Genomic DNA, 23540 nt, shown 5'->3' with positions numbered 1-23540 from the left:
AGGCGTACGCGTAAGGCGGCGGCCCCCCGAAATGTCGGGGGGCCGCCGCCTTTTGCGCAGGCACCGGGGTGTCCCGGCGCTACTTCCGCGGCACGTTCCTGCCCGTCGCGTCGACGACCTTCCGGTCACCGAGCGGCTTGTCGAGCTTCACCGTCTTCGAGATCTCCTTGGCCATCATGATGCAGACCTTGCCCTGCTGCTTGGTCTCGGTGACGGTGACCGTCACGCGGTCCCCGTCCTCCTTCGCCGACGCCGCGTAGTCGCTGCACGCGCCGCCCCAGAAGCGCACGGTCAGCGAGGCGCCGTCGGCGCTGTAGGACTCGATGCCCGCCTTGCTCGTCTCCTTCTTGTCGCTCGTGTTGCTCGGCGACGTGAGGAACTCGGGGTCGACCGCCGGGTGCGTCACCGTGAAGGTGTCCTGCGCGCCCTGCGGCTTCACCTCGAAGAGCCAGGACGGTACGAGGGCCTGCCTGCCGTCCACGAAGTGCGTCGCGAGCCCGAAGACGGCTCCGCTGACCTCGACCGGACGAGGCTTCGGGTGAGCGGACGACGGCCCGCACGGCGCCTGCTTGTCGCCGCCGCTGCCGCCCTCCGCCCGCGTGCTGTCGTCCTTGTGCGGCACGGGGGTCGCGCAGCCGCCGATGCCGACCCCGCCCCCGCCGTTGGTCGAGTTCAGCCGGTCCAGGGTCGCCCTGGCGCTGATCACCGGATAGGTGGCGCCCTTGTCGGGGGCCTTCAACAGGCCGCTGCCGCCGACCACTTGACCGTCGGAGCCGACCTGGATGCCGGTCGACCAGCCGTACGTCGGCAGGCCGCCGATCTTCGGATCGGCGTTCACCACCCGTACGGCGCCCATGAGTTGACCGGCGTCCAGCTTCGCGTCGTCCTGGCCGAGCGCCTTCAGGACCGGCGCCGCGGCCTTCTTGGCGGCCTGCTCGCCCACCGCGTCCCCGCTGTCGCCGTTCGGCGCGGTGGAGGTGGACGAACAGGGCTTGGCCTTGGGGCAGTTGTCGCTCCCGCCGATGCCGTGACGGGAGTACGTCCAGGTGCCCGGCGCCTGCTTGGTCACCTGGAGGGAGGGGCCCGTGCCGTCCTTGTCCTGGCCCACCCGCCAGGCGCCGTCCTGGCTCGTCGGCGTCCCGGAGATGCCGAGCGCCTTCGCCAGGTCGCTCACCTCGCCCCGGGTGACCTCGCCCCGCGCGTGGTAGACGGGCGCCGAGCCGGGTCCCTCGGGAAGCTTCCCCTTCGCCTTGTACGTGACGCCGCTCGGGTCGGGCTCGCCGGGCGCGATGCTGTTCGTGCTGCCCGTACCGCCCGTGCCGTCCGTACCGCCGGAGCCGCTGTCCTTCGCGCCGTCCGTGTAGCCGTCCAGGGCGAGCGGCGGCGGAGTGCCGTCGCTCCCCGCGGGCGCGCCGTCGCCGCCCCGGTCGCCGCTGCCGCCGGACGCGGACGTGGCGAAGTACGCGCCACCGCCGCCGATCAGCAGCACGGTGGCCGCGACCGAGGCGACGGCGAGACGTGAACGCCGCCGCTGTGGCTCGGCCGCCTCTTGATCGGATCGCTCGGTGCTCACCGCATCGCTCCTTCGCTGCACTGCTGTCCCGGGAGACCCACGGAAAGCTGCAGGTGGGCCTCGTCGTATCTCACATCCCCTTTACGGGGGACGGCGATGGGACGCGGCAGGGGAGCGCACGGTTCCCTGAACGCGCGCCGGAGCCCGGAACCAGCCCGGAACCAGCCCGGAACCAGCCCGGAACCAGTCTCTCTCAGTCCCCGTATTCGGACATTCCGTCGAGGATCCGCGCCGAGGCGGGCGGGACGGTGATCCCGTGGATCAAGGAGGGCGGTACGGGCGCGGTGGCGCCGGCGGCAGGGACCACCCAGTGCGGGGCCATGCGGGCGCAGTCCCCGCGCAGGGACTCCAGGGTCTCCGGGGCGAGTTCGCCGGGGTGCTGTGCGACGGAACGCTGTGCGGCGGAATGCTTCGAGACGTGCGAGAGAGCGGCCATACCGGAACCGTATGCATCCCGCCCAGTACGAAGAAAGCCCTACTATCGGGTAGTTTTTGCCACTTCAGTGGCAGCGCCCCGACCCGGTAGCGTGAACTGTCAACCCCTCGCCTTTCGCCCTCGGGAGCATCCAGCCGTGCGTATCGCAGTCACCGGCTCCATCGCCACCGACCACCTGATGACCTTCCCCGGCCGCTTCGCCGACCAGTTGGTCGCCGATCAGCTGCACACGGTCTCTCTCTCGTTCCTGGTAGACGCCCTGGACGTACGAAGGGGAGGCGTCGCAGCGAACATCACCTTCGGCATGGGGCAGCTCGGCACGAAGCCCTTCCTCGTCGGCGCCGCCGGGTCGGACTTCGACGAGTACCGCGCCTGGCTCGACCGGCACGGCGTGGACACCTCGGCCGTCCGCATCTCCGAGACGCTGCACACCGCGCGCTTCGTCTGCACCACGGACGCCGACCACAACCAGATCGGCTCCTTCTACACCGGCGCGATGAGCGAGGCCCGACTCATCGAGCTGCACGCCGTCGCCGAGCGCGTCGGCGGCCTCGACCTCGTCCTGATCGGCGCCGACGACCCCGAGGCGATGCTCCGCCACACCGAGGAGTGCCGCTCCCGCGCGATCCCGTTCGCCGCGGACTTCTCGCAGCAGATCGCGCGCATGGACGGCGAGGAGATCCGCGTCCTCCTGGACGGCGCCACCTACCTCTTCTCCAACGAGTACGAGAAGGGCCTCATCGAGTCCAAGACCGGCTGGACCGACGCCGAGATCCTCTCCAAGGTCGGCCACCGCGTGACGACCCTCGGCTCGCGCGGCGTGCGCATCGAGGCCGTGGGCCAGGACCCGATCGAGGTCGGCGTGCCGGAGGAGGAGGCCAAGGTCGAGCCGACCGGCGTCGGCGACGCGTTCCGCGCGGGCTTCCTCTCGGGCCTGGCCTGGGGCGTCTCGCACGAGCGCGCGGCCCAGGTCGGCTGCATGCTCGCCACCCTGGTCATCGAGACCGTCGGCACCCAGGAGTACGAGCTGAAGCGCAGCAACTTCATGGACCGCTTCACCAAGGCGTACGGCCACGAGGCCGCCACCGAGATCAAGGCGCACCTCTCCTAAGCCGCTCACGAGCTCCGGCGGACCACGTAGGCGACTCCGCGGTCCGCCGGCCGCTCACCCACGTACTCCTGCTGCCGCGTCCAGCACCACGCGGGAATGTCCACCGCGGCGACCTCGTCGTCCGCGAGCACGGTGACGGTGCCGCCCACCCGCACCCGCCCGATCGCCCTGGCCAGTTCGATGACCGGCAGCGGGCAGCTCATCCCGAGCGCGTCCACGGTCACGGCGTCGGCGTCCCCGCTGCCGCCCTCGACCGGCGCCCCCAGCGTGTCCCGCACCCCGCGCACCACCCCGGGCAGCACGTCGAGGAACCGCTCGACCTCCGCCTCCTCCGTGCCCAGCGGCAGCGAGACCCGTACGTTCCCCTCGCTCACCACCCCCATGGCGCGCAGCACGTGGCTCGGCGTCAGCGTCGAGCTGGTGCACGACGAGCCCGACGACACGGAGAAGCCCGCCCGGTCCAGCTCGTGCAGGACCGTCTCCCCGTCGACATAGAGACAGGAGAAGGTGACCAGGTGCGGAAGGCGCCGCACCGGATCGCCCACCACCTCCACGTCGGGCACGAGAGCGGGCACCCGCGCCCTGATCCGCTCCGTCAGCTCCCGCAGCCGCGCGCCCTGCGCCGCCGCCTCGGCCCGCACCGCCCGCAGCGAGGCGGCCGCCGCGACGACGGCCGGGATGTTCTCGAAACCGGCGGCCCGCCCCGACTCCCGCTCGTCGACCGCGCCCGGGGGAGCGAACCGCACCCCCTTGCGTACGACGAGGAGTCCCACGCCCGAGGGACCGCCCCACTTGTGGGCGCTTCCCGTGAGCAGCGACCAGTCCCCTTCGACGGGGCCCCAGGGCAGCGACTGCGCCGCGTCCACGAGGAGCGGCACCCCGGCCGCGCGGCACGCGGCGGCCACCTCGGCCACCGGCTGCTCGGTGCCCACCTCGTGGTTGGCGGACTGCAGACAGGCCAGCGCGGTGTCCGCGCGCAGCGCCGCGGCGTACGCGTCCGGGTCCACGGCCCCGCCCCGGTCCACCGGCACCTCGGTGACCGCCCCGCCGTCCACCTCATGGGCCGCGGCCGAATGGAGCACCGACGAATGTTCGACCGCAGACACGATCAGGTGGTCTCCGACGCGCCGCCGCCCGGCCAGCGCGCCCGCGATCCCGGAGTGCACGGCGCGGGTCCCCGACGAGGTGAAGACGAGCTCGTCGGGCCTGCACCCCACGGAATCGGCGGCCGCCTCGCGCGCGGCGTCGAGCAGCAGCCTGGCCCGCCGCCCCTCGCGGTAGAGCCGCGCGGGATCGGCCCACCCCTCGTCGAGCGAGGCCATCAGGGCCTGCCGGGCAACGGGATGCAGGGGAGCGGAGGAGGCGACATCGAAGTAGGACACGCCCCCACGCTAAGACGTCAACTGGAGGGAGCGCCCCGACGGGGCGTCCCTTAGGGGCGCGGGGAACTGCGCGACAAGCCACGACGGACGTGCGGTCGCGAACCGGGAGACCCCGCCGAGTCACTGGGCGTTCCGACCCCCCGTCAGAAAGCCGCCGACGGCGCGGCGCCCACCCTTCGGAGTGACCCGCGGCGCGTTAGGCACCCTCCCCGCGCGACCCCAAATAGCGTCCAGTAGGGTTTGGTCCGCATAAACATCCAAACCCCTGCCCGCAGCAGGGCGGCGACCGACCAGCGAGAAGGCCGCAGCCGACAGCGCGGGCGAGACTCTCGGGAAGGCGCTACGTGAGTCCCAACGGCTCCGACCGCTCGTCGCGGCGCCCGATGCGGCGGAAGCTGCCGCAGGTGCTGACTGCGGGCCTGATCCTGGCGACCGCCACAGGTTGCACATACAAGGATTTCCCCCGCCTTGGAATGCCCACCCCGGTAACGGAAGAGGCTCCGCGGATTCTCTCCCTCTGGCAGGGCTCGTGGGCGGCAGCGCTCGCCACGGGCGTGCTGGTCTGGGGCCTGATCCTGTGGAGCGTCATCTTCCACCGGCGCAGCCGCACCAAGGTGGAAGTACCTCTGCAGACGCGTTACAACATGCCCATCGAGGCGCTGTACACGGTCGTCCCCCTCGTCATCGTCTCCGTGCTGTTCTACTTCACGGCACGTGACGAGTCGAAGCTCCTCGCTCTCGACGACAAGCCGGCCCACACGATCAACGTGGTCGGCTACCAGTGGAGCTGGGGCTTCAACTACGTCGAGAACGTGAAGGGTTCCGAGGGCGACGCCAAGAAGTCCAAGGACCTGGACGCCATTCCGGAGCGTTTCCGCAAGGACTTCCCGGCCAACGCCGGTGGTGTCTACGAGGTCGGCACGCCCGGCGAGCGGAACCCCCAGAACGGCAACCCCGGCCCGACCCTGTGGCTCCCCAAGGGCGAGAAGGTTCGCTTCGTCCTCACTTCGCGTGACGTCATCCACTCCTTCTGGGTGGTGCCGTTCCTCATGAAGCAGGACGTCATCCCGGGCCACACCAACGCCTTCGAGGTGACTCCGAACAAGGAGGGCACCTTCATGGGCAAGTGCGCCGAGCTCTGCGGCGTCGACCACTCCCGGATGCTCTTCAACGTCAAGGTCGTCTCTCCCGAGCGCTACCAGAAGCACCTGGAAGAGCTCGTGAAGAAGAACCAGACCGGTTACATCCCGGCCGGCATCGAGCAGACGGGCCACGAGAAGAACCGGGAGACGAACAACCTGTGAGCATCCTCAACGAACCCCAGGGTGCCGCGGCAGCAGAGGACTCGTACGAGAACGAGCTGCCGGTACGGCGCAAGCAGCCGGGCAACGTGGTCATCAAGTGGCTCACCACCACCGACCACAAGACCATCGGCACGATGTACCTGGTCACGTCGTTCGCGTTCTTCTGCATCGGCGGTCTGATGGCGCTCTTCATGCGCGCCGAACTGGCCCGTCCCGGCACGCAGATCATGTCGAACGAGCAGTTCAACCAGGCGTTCACGATGCACGGCACGATCATGCTGCTGATGTTCGCGACGCCGCTGTTCGCGGGCTTCGCGAACTGGATCATGCCGCTGCAGATCGGCGCCCCCGACGTCGCCTTCCCGCGACTGAACATGTTCGCCTACTGGCTGTACCTGTTCGGCTCGCTGATCGCCGTCGGCGGTTTCCTCACCCCGCAGGGTGCGGCCGACTTCGGCTGGTTCGCCTACAGCCCGCTGTCGGACGCGGTCCGCTCGCCGGGCATCGGCGCGGACATGTGGATCATGGGTCTGGCCTTCTCCGGCTTCGGCACGATCCTCGGCTCGGTCAACTTCATCACCACGATCATCTGCATGCGCGCGCCCGGCATGACGATGTTCCGGATGCCCATCTTCGTGTGGAACGTCCTGCTGACCGCCGTCCTGGTCCTGCTGGCCTTCCCGGTCCTGGCCGCCGCGCTGTTCGCCCTGGAGGCGGACCGTAAATTCGGTGCCCATGTCTTCGACGCGGCCAACGGCGGCGCCTTGCTATGGCAACACCTCTTCTGGTTCTTCGGCCATCCAGAGGTGTACATCATCGCGTTGCCGTTCTTCGGCATCATTTCCGAGGTCATTCCGGTCTTCTCCCGCAAGCCGATGTTCGGCTACATGGGTCTGATCGGCGCGACCATCGCGATCGCCGGTCTCTCGGTGACGGTGTGGGCCCACCACATGTACGTCACGGGCGGCGTGCTCCTACCGTTCTTCTCCTTCATGACGTTCCTGATCGCCGTGCCAACGGGCGTGAAGTTCTTCAACTGGATCGGAACGATGTGGAAGGGGTCCTTGTCCTTCGAGACCCCGATGCTGTGGGCGGTCGGCTTCCTGATCACCTTCACCTTCGGTGGTCTGACGGGCGTCATCCTGGCCTCGCCGCCGATGGACTTCCACGTCTCCGACTCGTACTTCGTGGTGGCGCACTTCCACTACGTGGTGTTCGGCACCGTGGTGTTCGCGATGTTCTCCGGCTTCCACTTCTGGTGGCCGAAGTTCACCGGCAAGATGCTCGACGAGCGCCTTGGCAAGATCACGTTCTGGACGCTGTTCGTGGGCTTCCACGGCACGTTCCTGGTGCAGCACTGGCTGGGCGCCGAGGGCATGCCGCGTCGGTACGCGGACTACCTCGCCGCCGACGGCTTCACCGCGCTGAACACGATCTCGACGATCTGTTCGTTCGTGCTCGGCCTGTCGATCCTGCCGTTCTTCTACAACATCTGGAAGACCGCCAAGTACGGCAAGAAGGTCGAGGTCGACGACCCGTGGGGCTACGGCCGTTCGCTCGAGTGGGCGACGTCCTGCCCGCCGCCGCGGCACAACTTCCTCACCCTGCCGCGCATTCGCAGTGAATCCCCGGCATTCGACCTGCACCACCCCGAGATCGCCGCGCTCGACCAGCTCGAGAACGCCGGTCACGGTGACAAGGCGCTCGCGGGCACCAAGGAGGCCGGCAAGTGAAGATCCAGGGCAAGATGTTCATCTGGCTGAGCGTCTTCGTCCTCGCCATGGCGATCGTCTATGGCGTGTGGTCGAAGGAGCCCGCCGGTACCACGGCGCTCTTCCTGGCCTTCGGTCTGTGCATCATGATCGGCTACTACCTGGCCTTCACGGCCCGGCGGGTCGACGCGGCCGCACAGGACAACACGGAGGCCGACGTCGCGGACGAGGCCGGCGAGGTGGGCTTCTTCAGCCCGCACAGCTGGCAGCCGCTCTCGCTGGCCGTCGGTGGCGCGCTCGCCTTCATGGGCGTCGTCTTCGGCTGGTGGCTGCTGTACTTCTCGGCCCCGATCATCCTGATCGGCCTGTGGGGCTGGGTGTTCGAGTACTACCGCGGCGAGAACCAGACCCAGTGAGTCTGTAGTTCCCGCACCGCACCGCAAGGGCCCGGACACTCCGCGAGGAGCGTCCGGGCCCTCGCGCGTACGGGGGACCCTCGGACGGGTCACTCGCCGCGCCGGACCTGACCAACCTTCATACCGTGTGTTTTATGAGCCACTCACCGCGAATCCGCACGGTCCTGAGCTGCACGATGCTGGTGGCCGCCCTCGGTGCGGGGGCCACGGCATGCGGCAGCTCCGACGGCCACCCGCTCTCGGCGAAGCCGTACGACGCGGCCGGCCAGATCGCCTTCAACGGCCCCGTGGGCAGCCAGAAGGCGGATCCGGACAAGCCCCTGGAGGTGACCGCCCAGGGCGAGGACGGGCGCATCACCGACGTGACGGCCACCGACGAGCTGGGGCGGTACGTGGCGGGCGAGCTCTCCGCCGACGGCGCCCGCTGGCACAGCACCGCGCCGCTGGCCGCGGGCGCCCACTACTCGGTACGGGTGAGCACCGAGGACGAGGAGGGGTCGCCGGGCCGCAAGGTCATGGCCTTCGACACCACCGAGGCCGCCAAGAAGAAGCAGCTGAAGGTCACCTTCGGCCCCGACGCGGGCAAGTACGGCGTAGGCCAGCCCGTCACGGCCAAGCTCAGCGCCCCGGTGAAGGGCAAGGAGGCCAGGGCGATCGTCGAACGCGCCCTGCGGGTCCAGTCGATGCCCTCCACGGAGGGGTCCTGGTACTGGGTGGACAGCGAGACGCTGCACTACCGCCCGAAGGAGTACTGGCCCGCCAACGCGACCATCAACGTCTCCAGCAACCTCGAGGGCATCAAGGTCAACGACAAGCTGTGGGGCGGCGAGGCCAAGCCGCTGAAGCTGACCACGGGCGACAAGATCGTCGCCGTGACGGACGCCTCGTCGCACTGGATGACGGTCTACCGCAACGGCGAGGAGATCAACTCCATCCCCGTCACGACCGGGAAGCCCGGCTACTCCACCCGCAACGGCGTCAAGGTGGTCCTGGGCAAGGAGTACGTCGTCCGCATGACGAGCGCCAGCATCGGCGCCTCGGACTTCTACGACAAGCAGGTCTACTACGCGACCCGCGTCACTGATTCAGGTGAATATGTCCACGCCGCGCCCTGGTCCGTGGGCTCCCAGGGCTACGACAACACCAGCCACGGCTGCACGGGCATGAGCACCGGGAACGCCGCCTGGTTCTACGAGACCGTGCGCCAGGGCGACATCGTCTCGGTCGTCAACAGCTACGGCGAGGACATGGATCCGTTCGGCAACGGCTTCGGCGACTGGAACCTCGGCTGGAAGAAGTGGCGCGCGGGCAGCGCGCTCCTGAGCGGCACCAAGGAGGGCCCGGCGGCGGTCGACGCGGCCCGACTGCGGCCGGAGGTCTAGCGGCGCCGCAGAACAGCACGGAGGGCCCCGCGCGACGGCGCGGGGCCCTCTGCCGTGATCGGACCGCCGGGGCCTGGCCCCGGCGGCCGGGTGGTTCAGGCCTCGACGGCGAGCCTGGTGCGCAGCAGGGCGGCCAGGGCGGCCGCGAACTCCACGGGCTCGACCGGAAGGGTCACCGCCGCTTCCGCGCGGCTCCAGGTGGCGAGCCAGGCGTCCTGCGGGCGCCCGATGAGCAGCAGCGTGGGCGGGGCCCGGAAGATCTCGTCCTTGATCTGGCGGCACACGCCCATGCCGCCCGCGGGCCTGGCCTCGCCGTCGAGCACACAGACGTCGATGCCGCCCCGGTCCAGCTCCTTGAGCACGGCCGCGGGCGTGGCGCACTCGACGAACTCGACCTCGGGAACGTCCGTCGCCGGCCTGCGTCCGGTGGCCAACCGGACTTGCTCGCGGGTGCTCGCGTTGTCGCTGTAGACCAGCACCGTGGCGGTCGGCTGCATTGTTCCTCCGATACGTCGAGCTGCGTCATGGGACGGGAACCGATGCGCGGATGCTACTCCTCCCGACACCCCGTCAACAGCGGTTCGCACGGCCCTCCGATGGGCCATCCGGGCAGGACACACCCCGCAGACACTCCGAACGGCACCCCCCGGGGTGAGAGCGAGATAAGCGACCGACATAATGTCGGTCGTGGCGACAGCAACGACAGTAGATACCGGGCACGCGCACCCGCCGGTCAATCGACCGAACCTCACCAGCGTCGGAACCATCATCTGGTTGAGTTCCGAGCTGATGTTCTTCGCGGCCCTCTTCGCGATGTACTTCACCCTGCGATCGGTGACAGGTCCTGATCACTGGAAGGAAATGGCTTCGGCCCTGAACTTCCCGTTCTCGGCGACGAACACCACCATCCTGGTGCTCTCTTCCCTCACGTGTCAGCTAGGCGTGTTCGCCGCTGAGCGTGGTGACGTGAAGAAGCTCCGGATGTGGTTCATCGTCACCTTCATCATGGGTGCGATCTTCATCGGCGGTCAGGTGTACGAATACACCGAGCTGGTCAAGCACGAGGGCCTCTCGCTCTCGTCGGACCCGTACGGCTCGGTCTTCTACCTGACCACCGGCTTCCACGGACTGCATGTGACAGGCGGCCTGATCGCCTTCCTGCTGGTCCTCGGCCGCACCTACGCGGCCAGGAGGTTCACCCATGAACAGGCGACCGCAGCCATCGTCGTGTCCTACTACTGGCACTTCGTCGATGTGGTCTGGATCGGCCTCTTCGCCACGATCTACATGATCAAGTAATCGGCGAGTCGCCGACGCGACGTACCGAACATTCCAGAAGCATCGACGCAGAAGATCCTGACACCGGGGTAATCCGTGAAAAAGCTCTCCGCACGACGACGCCATCCGCTGGCGGCGGTCGTCGTCCTACTCCTCGCGCTGGCGGCCACCGGGGGGCTGTACGCCGCGTTCGCGCCGGCGGACAGGGCACAGGCCGATGACACCGCCCAGTCCCTCGCCATCGACGAGGGCAAGAAGCTCTACGCCGTGGGCTGCTCCAGCTGCCACGGAACCGGCGGTCAGGGCTCCTCCGACGGTCCGAGCCTGGTGGGCGTGGGCGCCGCCGCCGTCGACTTCCAGGTCGGCACCGGCCGCATGCCGCTCCAGCAGCAGAGCGCCCAGGCGCCCAAGAAGAAGGTCATCTACAACCAGGCCCAGATCGACCAGCTCGCGGCGTACATCTCGTCGCTGGGCGCCGGTCCCTCGGTCCCGACCGAGAAGCAGTACAGCCCGGACGGGGCGGACATCGCCAAGGGTGGCGAGCTGTTCCGCACCAACTGTGCCCAGTGCCACAACTTCACCGGTGAAGGTGGCGCGTTGACGCACGGCAAGTTCGCGCCTCCGCTGGATGATGTCTCCCCGAAGCACGTCTACGAGGCCATGCAGACCGGTCCGCAGAACATGCCGTCCTTCCCCGACACGACGATGCCGGAGAAGGAGAAGAAGGAGATCATCGCGTACCTCGACGCGGTCAACAGCGAGAAGACCGAGAGCCCTGGCGGTCTCAAGCTGGGTGGTCTGGGTCCGGTCAGTGAAGGCCTGTTCGGCTGGATCTTCGGTCTCGGCTCGCTGATCGCGGTCGCCGTGTGGGTCGCCGCTCGGACCGCAAAGGCCAAGAAGTCATGAGTAGCCAAGAGATTCCAGAAGAGAAGAACCTGCCCAGCGCGCAGGACACCGAGCACGGCTCGGTGGCGGTCGCGGACGAGAACCCGTTCGCCGACCCGGGCCTTCCGCCCCACGAGCACCGTGTCCAGGACATCGACGAGCGGGCCGCCAAGCGTTCCGAGCGCGCGATCGCGTTCATGTTCACGCTGTCCATGCTGGCGACGGTCGGCTTCATCGCCTCGTTCGTGGCCATCCCGGCCGACAAGAGCGTCTACATCTGGCCGATCGGTCACATCAGCGGCCTCAACTTCGCCCTGGGCATGACGCTGGGCGTGGCGCTGTTCTGCATCGGCGCGGGCGCGGTCCACTGGGCCCGCACCCTGATGTCCGACGTGGAGATCGCCGACGAGCGGCACGCCATCGCGGCCGAGCCCGAGGTCAAGGCCAAGGTCATGGCCGACTTCAAGGCCGGTGCCGAGGAGTCGCAGTTCGGCCGGCGCAAGCTGATCCGCAACACGATGTTCGGCGCGCTCGCCCTGGTCCCGCTCTCCGGTGTCGTCCTGCTGCGCGACCTCGGTCCGCTGCCGGAGGACAAGCTCCGGCACACCAAGTGGGCCAAGGGCAAGATGCTCGTGAACATGAACACGCACGAGCCGCTGCGTCCCTCGGACGTGCAGGTCGGTTCGCTGACGTTCGCGATGCCCGAGGGCATGTCGGAGCACGACCACGACTTCCAGACCCAGATCGCCAAGGCCGCCCTGATGATCGTCCGGATCCAGCCGGAGAACATCAAGGACAAGCGCGAGCTGGAGTGGTCGCACGAGGGCGTCGTGGCGTACTCCAAGATCTGCACCCACGTGGGCTGCCCGATCTCCCTGTACGAGCAGCAGACGCACCACGTCCTCTGCCCGTGCCACCAGTCCACCTTCGACCTCTCCGACGGTGCCCGAGTGATCTTCGGCCCGGCCGGTCACGCCCTGCCGCAGCTGCGCATCGGTGTGAACGAGGAGGGCTACCTCGAGGCGCTCGGCGACTTCGAAGAGCCCGTCGGTCCTGCCTTCTGGGAGCGCGGATGAGCACCTCGACTGCTTCGAACGACAATCGGCAGAAAGCGCCCGCCGGTGAGCGGGTGGCGGACTGGGCCGACGGCCGCCTGGGGATCTACTCCCTGGCCAAGGCCAACATGCGCAAGATCTTCCCGGACCACTGGTCCTTCATGCTCGGCGAGATCTGCATGTACAGCTTCATCATCATCATCCTCACGGGTGTGTATCTGACGCTGTTCTTCCACCCGTCGATGAACGAGGTGGAGTACGCGGGCAGCTACGTCCCGCTCCAGGGTCAGCTGATGTCCGAGGCGTTCAACTCGACCATGCACATCTCCTTCGATGTGCGCGGTGGTCTGCTGATCCGGCAGATCCACCACTGGGCGGCGCTGATCTTCCTCGCGGCGATGTTCGTGCACATGATGCGCGTGTTCTTCACGGGTGCCTTCCGCAAGCCCCGCGAGGTCAACTGGCTGTTCGGCTTCCTGCTGTTCGTCCTCGGCATGTTCACCGGCTTCACCGGTTACTCGCTCCCGGACGACCTGCTCTCCGGCACCGGTGTCCGCTTCATGCAGGGCGCGATCCTGTCCGTCCCGGTCATCGGCACGTATCTGTCGATGTTCCTGTTCGGCGGGGAGTTCCCGGGCGGCGACTTCGTGGCGCGGTTCTACTCGGTGCACATCCTGCTGCTGCCGGGCATCATGCTCGGCCTGATGGTGGCGCACCTGATCCTGGTCTTCTACCACAAGCACACGCAGTTCGCGGGCCCCGGGAAGACCAACAAGAACGTCGTCGGCATGCCGCTGCTCCCGGTCTACATGGCCAAGGCCGGAGGCTTCTTCTTCCTGGTCTTCGGTGTCATCGCGGCCATCGCGGCGATCGCCTCGATCAACCCGATCTGGGCCCTCGGCCCGTACCGCCCGGACCAGGTGTCCACCGGCGCCCAGCCCGACTGGTACATGGGCTTCGCCGAGGGTCTGATCCGTGTCATGCCGGGCTGGGAGATCAACGCCTGGGGCCACACGCTCGTCCTGGGCGTGATGATCCCGCTGGCGGTCTTCCCGCTGGTCCTGGTGGCCATCGCGGTCTACCCGTTCATCGAGTCCTGGGTCACCGGGGACAAGCGCGAGCACCACATCCTGGACCGCCCGCGCAACGCCCCGACCCGTACGGCCTTCGGTGTCGCCTGGATCACGGCGTACTTCGTGATGCTGGTGGGTGGTGGAAACGACCTGTGGGCCACGCACTTCCACCTGTCGCTGAACGCCATCACCTGGTTCGTCCGGATCTTCTTCTTCGTCGGACCGGTCATCGCCTTCATCGTGACCAAGCGGATCTGCATGGGTCTCCAGCGGCGCGACAAGGACAAGGTGCTGCACGGGCGCGAGTCCGGCATCATCAAGCGCCTGCCGCACGGTGAGTTCATCGAGGTCCACGAGCCGCTCAGCCAGGAGCAGCTGCACACCCTCACGGCGCACGAGCAGTACCAGCCGCTCGAGATCGGCCCGACGGTCGACGAGAACGGCGTCGAGCGCAAGGTGTCCGGCTCCGAGAAGCTCAGGGCCAAGCTCTCCAAGGGCTACTACGGGGAGGACAACCAGATCCCCAAGGCCACCGCCGAGGAGTACAAGGAGATCACGAGCGGCCACGGCCACCACTGATCAACCGAAGCTCTCGAAGCTCTGACCACAAGGTCGCCACGGCAGGAGCCCCGTCCATTGCATGGACGGGGCTCTTTGCCGTCCCGGGGGCTGGATAGGGTGGTCCCACCCCCTTGTCGAGGGGCGCGTCTTCATACTTCGAGAAACCCCAGGAGCGGCCATGAGCGCTGTGACCCCCGCAGGAGGCACTACCGCGGCGGGCCGTTCCTGGCCCGACGTACTGAACGGCCTGCTCGACGGCCGCGACCAGAGCGCCGACGACACCGCGTGGGCCATGGACCGCATCATGCGCGGCGAGGCCACCGACGCGCAGATCGCGGGCTTCGTGGTCGCGCTGCGCGCCAAGGGCGAGACCGTCGAGGAGATCTCCGGGCTCGTACGGACGATGTACGAGCACGCCAACGTGATCGAGGTGCCGGGGGAGACCGTCGACATCGTCGGGACCGGCGGGGACGGGGCCAAGACCGTCAACATCTCGACCATGTCCGCGATCGTCGTCGCGGGCGCGGGGGCGAAGGTCGTCAAGCACGGCAACCGCGCCGCCTCCAGTGCCTCGGGCTCCTCCGACGTACTGGAAAAGCTCGGGGTCAACCTGGAGCTGCCGCTGCACCGGGTCGTCGAGGTCGCGGAGGAGGCGGGGATCACCTTCTGCTTCGCGGTGAAGTTCCACCCGGCGCTGCGGCACGCGGGCGCGGCGCGCGGCCAGTTGGGGATCAGGACCGTCTTCAACCTGCTCGGTCCGCTCACCAATCCGGCCAGGGTGCGGGCCCAGGCGGTCGGCGTCGCCGATCCCCGGATGGCGCCCATCGTGGCGGGCGTCTTCGCCGAGCGCGGGCACTCCTCGCTCGTCTTCCGCGGCGACGACGGGCTCGACGAGCTGACGACGACGGGCACCTCCCGCGTCTGGGTGGTGCGCGACGGTGTCGTGCGCGAGGAGTCCTTCGACCCGCGGGACGTCGGCATCGAGCTGGTGGAGATCTCCGCGCTGCGCGGCGCGGACGCCTCGTACAACGCGGAGGTCGCGCTGCGGCTCCTGGACGGCGAGACGGGACCCGTGCGGGACGCGGTGCTGCTCAACGCGGCCGCGGCGCTCGTGGCTCTGAAGCCGACCGACGAGCCGTTCGCGGAGCAGATCAGGGCGGGCATGGCGCGGGCCGCCGAGGCGATCGACACCGGGTCCGCCAAGCGGGCCCTGGAGCGCTGGGTGGCGGCCAGCAACCGCTGAGCGGGCCGCCGGTGTGACGCACGGCGCAGTCCGGATCCTGGACTGCGCCTTGCGCGCCGAAGATCGTGTGGCAGGATGCTGCACAGGTCATGAGTGACAGCGACTACGGCCCCGGCCCGCTGTCCGGCAACCCTCCGTCCGTGGCGGGGTGCCCCGGGTGAAGACCAGGTCGTACGCAGCAAGGCGTATGGCAAGCGCGGACCCCTCGCAACCCTGGGGTCCTGGTCCTCAAGGGAGCAGTCTCGTGAGCAAGCGAATGTGACAGGGCTTCCACGCCCCGCCTCCGCACACCCTTTTTCACCTTTCTCCTGCGCTGTCGACCGACGTCCGGCGCAGTGATCTCGCCTGCCTCTCACGGGAGTTCGCCATGTCTGTTTCCGCCGTTGCCGTCGACGCGTCCGTCTGTGCCCAGCCGCTGCCCGTGCTCGGCGCGGACGTCACCGTTCCGCTGGTCACCGGTGGTGAGGTGACGTACGCGGCGCTCGACTACGCGGCGAGCGCGCCCGCGTTGCAGCGGGTGTGGGACGACGTGGCGGCCTACGCCCCCTACTACGGCAGCGTGCACCGCGGGGCCGGGTACCTGTCGCAGCTCTCCACCGACCTCTTCGAGAACTCCCGCGCGACGGTCGCCGAGTTCCTCGGGTGCCGCGAGGACGACCAGGTGATCTTCACGCGGTCGACCACCGACTCGCTGAACCTGCTCGCCGCCGCGCTGCCCGCCGACTGCCAGGTCTTCGTCTTCGAGACCGAACACCACGCCTCGCTGCTGCCGTGGCGGGACGCGCGGGTGACCTACCTCAACGCGCCGCGTACGCCGGACGAGGCGGTGCAGACGCTGGAGCGGGCCCTTGCCGACCGTGACCCCTACGGCCCGGCCCTGGTCTGCGTGACCGGCGCCTCCAACGTCACCGGCGAGCTGTGGCCGGTGCGCGAGCTGGCCGCCGCCGCGCACGCGCACGGCGCCCGCATCGTCCTCGACGCCGCGCAGCTCGCACCCCACCACCCCGTCTCCATCGACGAGTTGGACGTGGACTGGGTCGCCTTCTCCGGCCACAAGCTGTACGCGCCGTTCGGCTCCGGCGTGCTCGCGGGGCGCTCCGACTGGCTGCGCGGCGCCGAGCCGTACCTCGCGGGCGGCGGGGCATCGCGGAAGGTGGCGCGGCGCGCCGACGGCGGCGTGGACGTGGAGTGGCACGACACCGCCGCGCGGCACGAGGCGGGGTCGCCCAACGTCATCGGCGTCTACTCCATCGCCGCCGCCTGCAAGGCGCTGACCGAGGCCGGATTCGACGAACTGGTCGCCAGGGAGCGGTACTTGATCGCGAAGGTGCGCGAGGGGCTCGCCGAGGTGCCCGCCGTGCGCGTGCTCTCGCTCTTCGGTGACGACGCGCCGCGCGTGGGCGTCATCTCCTTCGTCGTGGACGGCTGGAACAGCTCGCACTTCGCCGCCGCGCTCTCCGCCGAGTACGGGATCGGCGTGCGCGACGGTCTGTTCTGCGCCCACCCGCTGGTGCGCACCCTGCTCGGCAGCGAGCCCGACGAGCCCGGCGAGTGCGGCGCGCCCGAGGCCGCGCCCGGCGAGAAGTCGCTCAACGCCATCCGCGTGAGCTTCGGCGCGGGCACCCCCGACGAGCACGTCGAGCGCTTCGTGCGCGCCGTCAAGGAGCTGGTGGCCGACGGCGCGCGGTGGAGCTACCGCACCGAGGACGGCCGCTGCGTGCCGGACACCAGCGTCGCCGCCTGACCCGGCAGGCGCGAGCCGAGCTGGATCATCCGCAGGGCCCGCTCGGTCGCGTCGGTGAGGAACTCGCCGCCCCTGCCGAGCGCCTCGGTCAGGGAGACGGGGGCGGGCAGGATCGCGCTGTAGGCGTCGACACCGGCGGCCCGCACGTGGTGCGCGCCCCGGCCGATCGTGCCCGCGAGCACCAGGACCGGTCGGTCGAACATCTTGGCGCGGCGGGCCACCTCGGCGGGGATCTTGCCGCGCGGGGTCTGGTGGTCGAGGGCGCCCTCCGCCGTGATGACCAGGTCGGCGCGGGCGAGCCTGGCGTCCAGGTCGAGCTGGTCGAGCAGCACGTCGAAGCGGGGGAGCAGGGCGGCGCCGAGGGCCGCGAGTCCTGCGCCGAGTCCGCCGGACGCGCCCGTGCCGGGGCCCAGTGAGAGGTCGGCGCTGACGCGCAGGTCGCGCGTCAGGACGTACGCCCAGTGGTCGAGGCCGGCGGCGAGCTCCTCGACCTGGCGGGGGGTGGCGCCCTTCTGGGGGCCGAAGACGCGGGCCACGCCGCGCTCGCCGCACAGGACGTTGAAGGGGTTGCAGGCCACCTGGATGTCGGTGGCCGCGACGCGCGGGTCGATGCCGGTGGTGTCGATGCGGTTCAGGCGCGTCAACTCCCTTCCGCCGTGCGGCAGTTCCCAGCCGTCCAGGTCCAGGAGGCGGGCGCCGAGGGCCTGCAGCGCCCCGGCGCCGCCGTCCGAGGTGCCCGAGTCGCCGCAGCCGACCAGGATCCGCCGGGCGCCCGCGTCCAGGGCGGCGCGGATCAGCTCGCCGACGCCGTACGTCGTGGTGGCGCCAGGGTCGCGCAGATCGCGGGGGACCAGGGAGAGGCCCGCCACGGCCGCCATCTCGACGACCGCGGTGCCGTCGGGCAGCAGCGCGAAGTGCGTGCCGATCGGCTGGCCGACGGGGCCGGTGGCGGGCAGCGCGACCAGGCGGCCGCCCTCCGCGGCGGCCAGCGCGCGTGCCGTGCCCTCGCCGCCGTCCACCAGCGGGATCAGGTCGGTCTCGGCGTGCGGGACGACACGGCGTACGCCCGCGGCGATGGCCTCGGCCGCCGCGCCCGCGGACAGGGATTCCTTGAAGCCGCTGGGGGCGATGGCGAAACGGGTCAGCATGAGGGTCTCCCAGGGATCTAACGGACGGGGACGCCGAGCAGCGGCCAGAGCGTGACGGCGCACAGCAGGACGAGCGCGGCGGACAGCGGGGCCAGGACGGCGGAGAGCCGCAGCAGGTCGCGCGGGGTGTAGGTGGGGACGCCGGGGACCTCGGCGAAGAGCGTGACCGGCTTGGCGGAGGCGGGCAGCGTGTGGCAGAAGCCCGCGGCCGCGGTGGAGGCGAGCGCCGCCGCGACCGGGTTCACGCCCGCGCCGACGGCCGCCGCGACGACCAGCGGGACGAGCACGGAGGAGCGGGCGGAGCGGGACTGGAGCACCAGGTGCGCGGCCGTGCTGACCGCGACGACCACGGTGAGGAACAGCCACGGGGGCAGGTCCAGGGGCAGGCCGCCGACCAGCCACGTGGCCGCGCCCGAGTCGGCGAGCGCGACGCCCATCGCCATCGTCGCCGCCATGAAGAGGAGCAGGGACCAGGGGACGGTCTTCAGCGCGTCCTTGAGGCGTACGGTGCCGAGCGCGGGCGACGAGGCGACGACCGCGCCGATCAACGCGACGACGGCGGGCGGCACTTGGTGCAGGGGTTCGCTGCACCAGAGCACGACGACCGTGGCGAGCAGCAGGGCGCAGCGCGTCTCCGCGGGCTCCCAGGGGCCGGTGACCGGCTGTTCGCTGTGTTCCTGGAGCTGGTCGAGGGTGATGCGGACCGGGCCCTTGCGGTCGGCGCGCCGGGTGGTCGTCAACAGGACGGCCTCCGCCGCCAGATGGGATGAAGCCACGGCCAGGGGCAGACCGAGCAGCAGCCACTGGGTGAAGCCGACGCGCTCCCCGGTCGCCTCCCAGAGGACCGACACGGTGATCAGATGTGCGCCCGCTCCGATCAGGGTCGCGACGGCGGACAGCAGGATCACGGTCGGAAAGAGCAGTGCGAGCATCACGACCAGTCGTTTCCGGTCGGCGAGGACCTTGGCGAGGGCCAGGAAGACGGGCAGCGCGAGCGCGGCGCGTCCCGAGGTGGCGGGCACCGCGAAGGCCGTCACCACCAGCGCGGCGGTGGTCAGGTGGGTCAGCTGCCGTACGCTGCGCGCCCCGCTGACCAGGAACGCCGCCGCCCGCCCCGAGAGGCCGCTGCGCGCCACCGCGGCCGCGAGGACGAAGGCGCAGATCAGCAGCCAGACCGTCTCGTCGCCGAGGGTGCCGAAGAGGGTGTCGCTGCTGATCACCCCGGTCGCGGTGAGGGCGAGGCCCGCGCCGAGGGCGATGTAGGTGTCGTCGATCGGCGTGCCGATCCAGGCGCAGGTCGCCAGGGCGAAGACGCCGAGGGTCAGGCGGGCGTCGGCGCCGAGGCCCGGGAAGTTCCCGGGGACCAGGAGCAGCGCGCAGACGCTGAGCGCGATGCAGAGGGTCACGGCTTGGCGCGGGTTCAGGGTCACGCCGTTCAGCGTGCGGCGGCGCCGTGAGCCCTCAATGAGCCGAAGATGAAGGGAACTTCACCGAAGGCCCCGTAAGGGGCGCGGGGAACTGCGCGAGCAACCAGAGAAAAGCCGCAGTCGCGTCTGCCAGGTTGCTCGGCAGACGCGACTGCGGCTTTGCGTGCGCTGAGCGCGCAGTTCCCCGCGCCCCTTACGGGGCCCCGCCCCTCCCGCTCACTCCGGAAGCCGATAGCCCATGCCCCGCACCGTCTCCACCCGCTCCGCGCCCAGCTTCTTGCGCAGCGCGCGTACGTACACGTCCACGATGTTGGAGCCGGGATCGAAGTCGTACCCCCAGACGTGCGACAGGATCTGCTCCCGCGAGAGCACCTGCCCGGGGTGGCGCAGGAAGAGTTCGAGCAACACGAACTCACGTGCCGTCAGGTCCACCGTCCGCTCGCCCGAACGGGCCCTGCGGGTGCGCAGGTCCAGCGTGAGTTCCCCGCTGCGCAGCACCGTCACCTCGGGCGCCCGCGCCGCCGTGCGCAGCCGGAGCCGGACCCGGGCGAGCAGCTCCTCGAAGCGGAACGGCTTGGTCATCCAGTCGTCCGCGCCGCCCTCCAGGCCCGCCACGGTGTCCCGCACCGAATCGCGCGCGGTGAGCACGATGACGGGGGTGGTCACCCGGGCCTCGCGCAACTGCCGCAGGACCGTGAAGCCGTCCTTGCCCGGCAGCCCGATGTCCAGGACGACCAGGTCGAAGCCGCCCGTCAGGGCGTAGTCGTGGGCGCTGTCGCCGTCGCCGACCACGGTGGTGGTGAAGCCGTTGGCGCGCAGGCCCTTCTCGACGAAGGAGGCGATGCGCTCCTCGTCCTCCACGATCAGGATCCGGTTCACGGGTGCGCTGTCCCTTCCTGCGACTGCCTCACGAGGACGAAGGTGGCGCCGCCGCCGTCCGTCGGGCGCAGCTCCACGCGCCCGCCGTGGCCCTCGGCGATCGCCTTCACGATGGCGAGGCCGAGCCCCGCCCCGGTGGCACGGGAGCCGCGCCGCGCGGTGCCGCGCCGGAACCGCTCGAAGATCACCGCGGCGTCCTGCGGCTGTACGCCGGGTCCCGTGTCGGCGACGTACAGCTCGACGCGTCCCTCGCACACCCGCGAGCCGATGCTGACGCGCTGGCCGGGAGCGGTGTGCTGGACGGCGTTCTGGGCCAGCTGCACCATCGCCTGGGTGATGCGCTGGGGATCGAGGTCGGTCTCGGCGTCGGCGACCTCGGCGAGGGCCCAGTCGCGCTCGCCGAGCGCCCGCGCCTTGACGAAGACGTCCGCGGTCAGCTCGGCGAGCTGCACCGGCTCCGGGGTGACGAAGTCGGGGCGCTCGGCCTTGGCGAGCAGCAGCAGGTCCTCCACGATCCGGCTCATCCGGTCCAGCTCCTCCGTCACGATGCGGACGGTCTCCTCGCGCTCGCCGGGGTCGTCGCCCATGAGCTCCAGATGGCCGCGCACGATGGTGATCGGGGTGCGCAGCTCGTGGCCCGCGTCGTCGACGAACTCGCGCTGCGCGGCGAAGGCCCGCTCCAGGCGGTCCAGCATGCCGTTGAACGTCTCGGCGAGGGCCGCGATGTCGTCCCTGCCCTGGACCGGGATGCGCTGGGTCAGGTCCTGCTCGGTGAGCTGGGCCGCGGTCGTACGCACCAGGCGCACCGGTTTGAGGATGCGGCCCGCGACGGCCCAGCCGATGCCCGTCGTCATCAGGAGCGCCACCCCGGAGATCGCGAGCAGCATGGTGAACACGTCACCGGCCTTGGCCTGTTCGCCCGCCGGGTGGAAGGCGACGACGAACGCGGCCGCAGGGTGGCCGCCGCTCGGCGCGATCTCCACCTTCGCCCAGCGGACCTCGCCCCGGTCGCGGTGGAGGGTGCCGGTCGCGTCGGGGGACTCGAAGACCGTCCGCAGCGCGGCGGGGTCCTCGGCGAGCGGATGGGCGATCCTCGGCTCGCGCGCCTGCTCCTTCTTCGCGGGCGCCCCGCCGGGCCTGCCGACCAGGCCGAGGAGCTCCTCGTCGGGGTCGGCGTACTGCCGGGACAGGAAGAGCCTGAGCAGGGGGTCGGGGGCGGTGAACCGCTCGCCGGTGTGCGGGTCGACGCCTTCGCGGGCCAGGTTGGTGAACTCCCCGGTCTCCTGGGCGAGGAGCCCGTCGATGCGGTGGTCGACGTCGCGCAGCAGGACGGAACGGGTGGTGGCGGCGACCGCGGTCAGCGCCACGGTCATCACCACGAGGAGCCAGAGCAGGATGCGGACACGGGCCGATATCCAGCGGTGCGGGCGCTCAGCCGTCGTCACCGGGGCCGTCGTCGTCGTTGTCGCCCCGGCCTTCGCCGCCTTCGTTGCCGTCGTCGTCGTGGTCATCGCCCGAGGAATTCTCGCTCACCGGCGGCGGCGAGACCTTCTCGTCGCTCGGCGTCGGCCGGGGCGTGGTGGGCTTCGACGACGGGGAGCCGCTCTCCAGCTGCACCTTGGGCGGTGCCTTGGGGGACTCGGGGCTGTCGGTCAAGGCGTAACTGGTCGCGGCGATGCCCAGCGGGATCGCGACGACGGCGGCCAGGGCGGCCATGCGGTGGGAGAAGACCATGACAGTGAGGGTGGCCGACGTACCGGGGCGCCAGGATGAGCGGCGGATGAAGAAACCCTCATGCGGACGGCCCGGCGGCCCGAGGAGCGGTGGTTACGAGTCGAGGCCGATCGCGAACGCCGCTTCCAGGTCGTGCTGGGAGTACGTGCGGAACGCGACATGCGTGTCCGTGCCCTCCACGCCGGGGATCTTGCTGATCCGGCCGGGGATGACGTCCGCGAGGTCGTCGTGGCGCGTGACGCGGACCATCGCGATCAGGTCGTACGTACCGGTCACGGAGAAGACCTCGCTGACGCAGTCGAGCGCGGCGATCGACTCGGCGATCTCCGGAATCCGGTCCACGCTGGTCTTGATGAGCACGATCGCGGTGATCACGGCTGGCTGTCTCCCTCGGTGGCCGGTGCTGTGCCCTTCACCTTAGCCCTCCACCCATAGACACCCCACGCGTACAGGAAACCGAGGGAGAAGCCCACCAGGTGGGCCAGATAGGCCACTCCCGTGCCCTGGCCGCCCTGCCCCGCCGCGAGCCACTGGATCGCCACCCAGAACGGCAGCACCAGCCAGGCCGGAAAGCGCAGTGGCAGGAAGAAGAGGAACGGGAAGAGGCTGGTGACGCGTGCCTTCGGGAAGAGATAGAGAAAGGCGCCGAGGACGGCCGAGATCGCCCCCGACGCCCCGACCAGCGTCTTGTCGGATCCGGCGTGCGCGGCCGCGTAGGCCAGGAGCGCGAAGTATCCGCAGACGACGTAGAAGAGCGCGTACGGGAGGTGGCCCATGCGGTCCTCGACCATCGCACCGAAGACGTACAAGAAGAGCATGTTCCCGAGCAGATGAAGCCAGCTTCCGTGCACGAAAAGAGCGGTCAGCGGTCCCAGGGCGGCACGCGGGACACCGCTGAACAGTTCGACGGGTACCACTCCCCAGCGCTCGAAGTAGGTCTGCTCCGCGGCGAGCAGCCGGGCGCCGTCGCCGTACCCGGGGTTGAGCCCGGACACCGGGGAGAGAACGAAGACCAGGCAGCAGACGACGATCAGTCCGTACGTCACGGGGGCGGACTGCCCCCGGAGCATCCGGCCCGCCTTCGAACCCCATGTGTTGATCATGAACAGAGCATGACGTAACGGGCGCTACCTGCACAGACCGCCATGCCGCGCCGGAGGCCGCCGCGTGGCACCCCTTACAGGCCTTAGGGTTACG

The 23540-nt window shown here is 69.9% G+C and carries 22 protein-coding genes and 1 riboswitch; of the genes, 11 read left to right on the top strand and 11 right to left on the bottom strand.

The genetic code is table 11. The annotated features are described in order from the left end of the window. Positions 1 to 79: 79 nt before the first annotated feature. Together KY5_RS10805 and KY5_RS10800 are read right to left on the bottom strand one after the other, a co-directional pair. Positions 80 to 1573: a hypothetical protein gene (locus KY5_RS10805; RefSeq protein ID WP_098242031.1), complete on the bottom strand. Its 1494-nt coding sequence runs from the start codon at positions 1571 to 1573 to the stop codon at positions 80 to 82. Between the two features lie 193 nt (positions 1574 to 1766). Next, entirely contained in the window at positions 1767 to 2009 is a 243-nt protein-coding gene (locus KY5_RS10800) for a hypothetical protein (RefSeq protein WP_098242030.1), read from the bottom strand. Positions 2010 to 2145: 136 nt separating this feature from the next. Here KY5_RS10800 and KY5_RS10795 point away from each other — a divergent pair, with 136 nt between their 5' ends. Beyond that, positions 2146 to 3120, top strand: a complete 975-nt coding sequence (locus KY5_RS10795; RefSeq protein WP_098242029.1) for a carbohydrate kinase family protein — start codon at positions 2146 to 2148, stop codon at positions 3118 to 3120. A 5-nt stretch (positions 3121 to 3125) separates the two neighbouring features. On the opposite strand, the gene KY5_RS10790 is transcribed toward KY5_RS10795, so the two are convergent. Continuing rightward, positions 3126 to 4502 carry a cysteine desulfurase/sulfurtransferase TusA family protein gene (locus KY5_RS10790; RefSeq protein ID WP_098242028.1) on the bottom strand — a complete coding sequence of 459 codons (1377 nt, stop codon included), beginning with the start codon at positions 4500 to 4502 and terminating at the stop codon, positions 3126 to 3128. A gap of 344 nt (positions 4503 to 4846) precedes the next feature. On the opposite strand from KY5_RS10790, the gene coxB reads away from it, so the two are divergent. The 4 genes from coxB to KY5_RS10770 all read left to right on the top strand — a co-directional run bounded on the left by coxB (position 4847) and on the right by KY5_RS10770 (position 9316). Next, a complete protein-coding gene (gene coxB, locus KY5_RS10785; RefSeq protein WP_098242027.1) occupies positions 4847 to 5806 on the top strand; it encodes a cytochrome c oxidase subunit II in 960 nt (319 codons plus the stop codon). Then, entirely contained in the window at positions 5803 to 7539 is a 1737-nt protein-coding gene (gene ctaD, locus KY5_RS10780; protein WP_098242026.1) for a cytochrome c oxidase subunit I, read from the top strand. Before coxB ends, ctaD begins: the two co-directional genes overlap by 4 nt. Next, positions 7536 to 7934 carry a cytochrome c oxidase subunit 4 gene (locus KY5_RS10775; RefSeq protein WP_055550079.1) on the top strand — a complete coding sequence of 133 codons (399 nt, stop codon included), beginning with the start codon at positions 7536 to 7538 and terminating at the stop codon, positions 7932 to 7934. Before ctaD ends, KY5_RS10775 begins: the two co-directional genes overlap by 4 nt. A gap of 134 nt (positions 7935 to 8068) precedes the next feature. Next, complete coding sequence (locus KY5_RS10770; RefSeq protein ID WP_098242025.1) at positions 8069 to 9316, top strand: L,D-transpeptidase; 1248 nt, start codon at positions 8069 to 8071, stop codon at positions 9314 to 9316. 95 nt (positions 9317 to 9411) lie between these two features. Here KY5_RS10770 and KY5_RS10765 read toward each other — a convergent pair whose 3' ends face one another. Next, positions 9412 to 9813 (bottom strand): hypothetical protein, encoded by a 402-nt coding sequence (locus KY5_RS10765; protein ID WP_098242024.1) that lies wholly within the window; start codon positions 9811 to 9813, stop codon positions 9412 to 9414. 181 nt (positions 9814 to 9994) lie between these two features. Here KY5_RS10765 and KY5_RS10760 point away from each other — a divergent pair, with 181 nt between their 5' ends. From KY5_RS10760 to KY5_RS10735, 6 genes are all read left to right on the top strand, one after another. Beyond that, positions 9995 to 10615, top strand: a complete 621-nt coding sequence (locus KY5_RS10760; RefSeq protein WP_055566234.1) for a cytochrome c oxidase subunit 3 — start codon at positions 9995 to 9997, stop codon at positions 10613 to 10615. A gap of 75 nt (positions 10616 to 10690) precedes the next feature. Next, on the top strand, positions 10691 to 11500 hold the full coding sequence (locus tag KY5_RS10755; RefSeq protein ID WP_098242023.1) for a c-type cytochrome: 810 nt from the start codon (positions 10691 to 10693) through the stop codon (positions 11498 to 11500). Beyond that, positions 11497 to 12555, top strand: coding sequence for a ubiquinol-cytochrome c reductase iron-sulfur subunit (locus KY5_RS10750; protein WP_098242022.1), 1059 nt, complete (start codon positions 11497 to 11499; stop codon positions 12553 to 12555). Before KY5_RS10755 ends, KY5_RS10750 begins: the two co-directional genes overlap by 4 nt. Then, positions 12552 to 14186 (top strand): cytochrome b, encoded by a 1635-nt coding sequence (locus KY5_RS10745; RefSeq protein ID WP_098242021.1) that lies wholly within the window; start codon positions 12552 to 12554, stop codon positions 14184 to 14186. The genes KY5_RS10750 and KY5_RS10745 overlap by 4 nt, the downstream gene beginning before the upstream one ends. Positions 14187 to 14346: 160 nt before the next feature. Further along, complete coding sequence (gene trpD / locus KY5_RS10740; RefSeq protein WP_098242020.1) at positions 14347 to 15411, top strand: anthranilate phosphoribosyltransferase; 1065 nt, start codon at positions 14347 to 14349, stop codon at positions 15409 to 15411. 85 nt (positions 15412 to 15496) lie between these two features. Further along, a riboswitch (SAM riboswitch) is annotated at positions 15497 to 15614 on the top strand. A gap of 164 nt (positions 15615 to 15778) precedes the next feature. Beyond that, complete coding sequence (locus tag KY5_RS10735; RefSeq protein WP_098242019.1) at positions 15779 to 17155, top strand: aminotransferase class V-fold PLP-dependent enzyme; 1377 nt, start codon at positions 15779 to 15781, stop codon at positions 17153 to 17155. Here the strand turns inward: KY5_RS10735 and KY5_RS10730 are convergent. The 7 genes from KY5_RS10730 to KY5_RS10700 all read right to left on the bottom strand — a co-directional run bounded on the left by KY5_RS10730 (position 17104) and on the right by KY5_RS10700 (position 23446). Next, positions 17104 to 18303, bottom strand: coding sequence for a glycerate kinase (locus KY5_RS10730; RefSeq protein WP_098242018.1), 1200 nt, complete (start codon positions 18301 to 18303; stop codon positions 17104 to 17106). The genes KY5_RS10735 and KY5_RS10730 overlap by 52 nt on opposite strands. A gap of 17 nt (positions 18304 to 18320) precedes the next feature. Further along, positions 18321 to 19733, bottom strand: a complete 1413-nt coding sequence (locus KY5_RS10725; RefSeq protein WP_199843022.1) for an SLC13 family permease — start codon at positions 19731 to 19733, stop codon at positions 18321 to 18323. A gap of 213 nt (positions 19734 to 19946) precedes the next feature. Continuing rightward, positions 19947 to 20609: a response regulator transcription factor gene (locus KY5_RS10720; RefSeq protein WP_098242017.1), complete on the bottom strand. Its 663-nt coding sequence runs from the start codon at positions 20607 to 20609 to the stop codon at positions 19947 to 19949. Beyond that, positions 20606 to 22120 (bottom strand): sensor histidine kinase, encoded by a 1515-nt coding sequence (locus tag KY5_RS10715; protein WP_199843020.1) that lies wholly within the window; start codon positions 22118 to 22120, stop codon positions 20606 to 20608. The genes KY5_RS10720 and KY5_RS10715 overlap by 4 nt, the downstream gene beginning before the upstream one ends. Beyond that, entirely contained in the window at positions 22041 to 22343 is a 303-nt protein-coding gene (locus KY5_RS10710; RefSeq protein WP_098242015.1) for a small secreted hydrophilic protein, read from the bottom strand. The genes KY5_RS10715 and KY5_RS10710 overlap by 80 nt, the downstream gene beginning before the upstream one ends. A 93-nt stretch (positions 22344 to 22436) precedes the next feature. Further along, on the bottom strand, positions 22437 to 22718 hold the full coding sequence (locus KY5_RS10705; protein WP_098242014.1) for an Lrp/AsnC family transcriptional regulator: 282 nt from the start codon (positions 22716 to 22718) through the stop codon (positions 22437 to 22439). Further along, a complete protein-coding gene (locus KY5_RS10700; protein ID WP_098242013.1) occupies positions 22715 to 23446 on the bottom strand; it encodes a rhomboid family intramembrane serine protease in 732 nt (243 codons plus the stop codon). The genes KY5_RS10705 and KY5_RS10700 overlap by 4 nt, the downstream gene beginning before the upstream one ends. Positions 23447 to 23540: the final 94 nt, after the last annotated feature.

The organism is Streptomyces formicae (assembly GCF_002556545.1).
GTDB classification, from domain to species: Bacteria; Actinomycetota; Actinomycetes; order Streptomycetales; family Streptomycetaceae; genus Streptomyces; species Streptomyces formicae_A.
Note: the sequence above shows the minus strand (reverse complement) of the source record. Positions and strands in the feature narration are given on the sequence as shown.

Coding starts and splice junctions, on each gene's coding strand:
- KY5_RS10800 (WP_098242030.1), bottom strand. CDS start 2,009: ATGGCCGCTCTCTCGCACGTCTCGAAGCATTCCGCCGCACAGCGTTCC.
- KY5_RS10770 (WP_098242025.1), top strand. CDS start 8,069: ATGAGCCACTCACCGCGAATCCGCACGGTCCTGAGCTGCACGATGCTG.
- KY5_RS10765 (WP_098242024.1), bottom strand. CDS start 9,813: ATGCAGCCGACCGCCACGGTGCTGGTCTACAGCGACAACGCGAGCACC.
- KY5_RS10760 (WP_055566234.1), top strand. CDS start 9,995: ATGTCGGTCGTGGCGACAGCAACGACAGTAGATACCGGGCACGCGCAC.
- KY5_RS10750 (WP_098242022.1), top strand. CDS start 11,497: ATGAGTAGCCAAGAGATTCCAGAAGAGAAGAACCTGCCCAGCGCGCAG.
- KY5_RS10745 (WP_098242021.1), top strand. CDS start 12,552: ATGAGCACCTCGACTGCTTCGAACGACAATCGGCAGAAAGCGCCCGCC.
- trpD (WP_098242020.1), top strand. CDS start 14,347: ATGAGCGCTGTGACCCCCGCAGGAGGCACTACCGCGGCGGGCCGTTCC.
- KY5_RS10735 (WP_098242019.1), top strand. CDS start 15,779: ATGTCTGTTTCCGCCGTTGCCGTCGACGCGTCCGTCTGTGCCCAGCCG.
- KY5_RS10730 (WP_098242018.1), bottom strand. CDS start 18,303: ATGCTGACCCGTTTCGCCATCGCCCCCAGCGGCTTCAAGGAATCCCTG.
- KY5_RS10715 (WP_199843020.1), bottom strand. CDS start 22,120: ATGACCACGACGACGACGGCAACGAAGGCGGCGAAGGCCGGGGCGACA.
- KY5_RS10710 (WP_098242015.1), bottom strand. CDS start 22,343: ATGGTCTTCTCCCACCGCATGGCCGCCCTGGCCGCCGTCGTCGCGATC.
- KY5_RS10700 (WP_098242013.1), bottom strand. CDS start 23,446: ATGATCAACACATGGGGTTCGAAGGCGGGCCGGATGCTCCGGGGGCAG.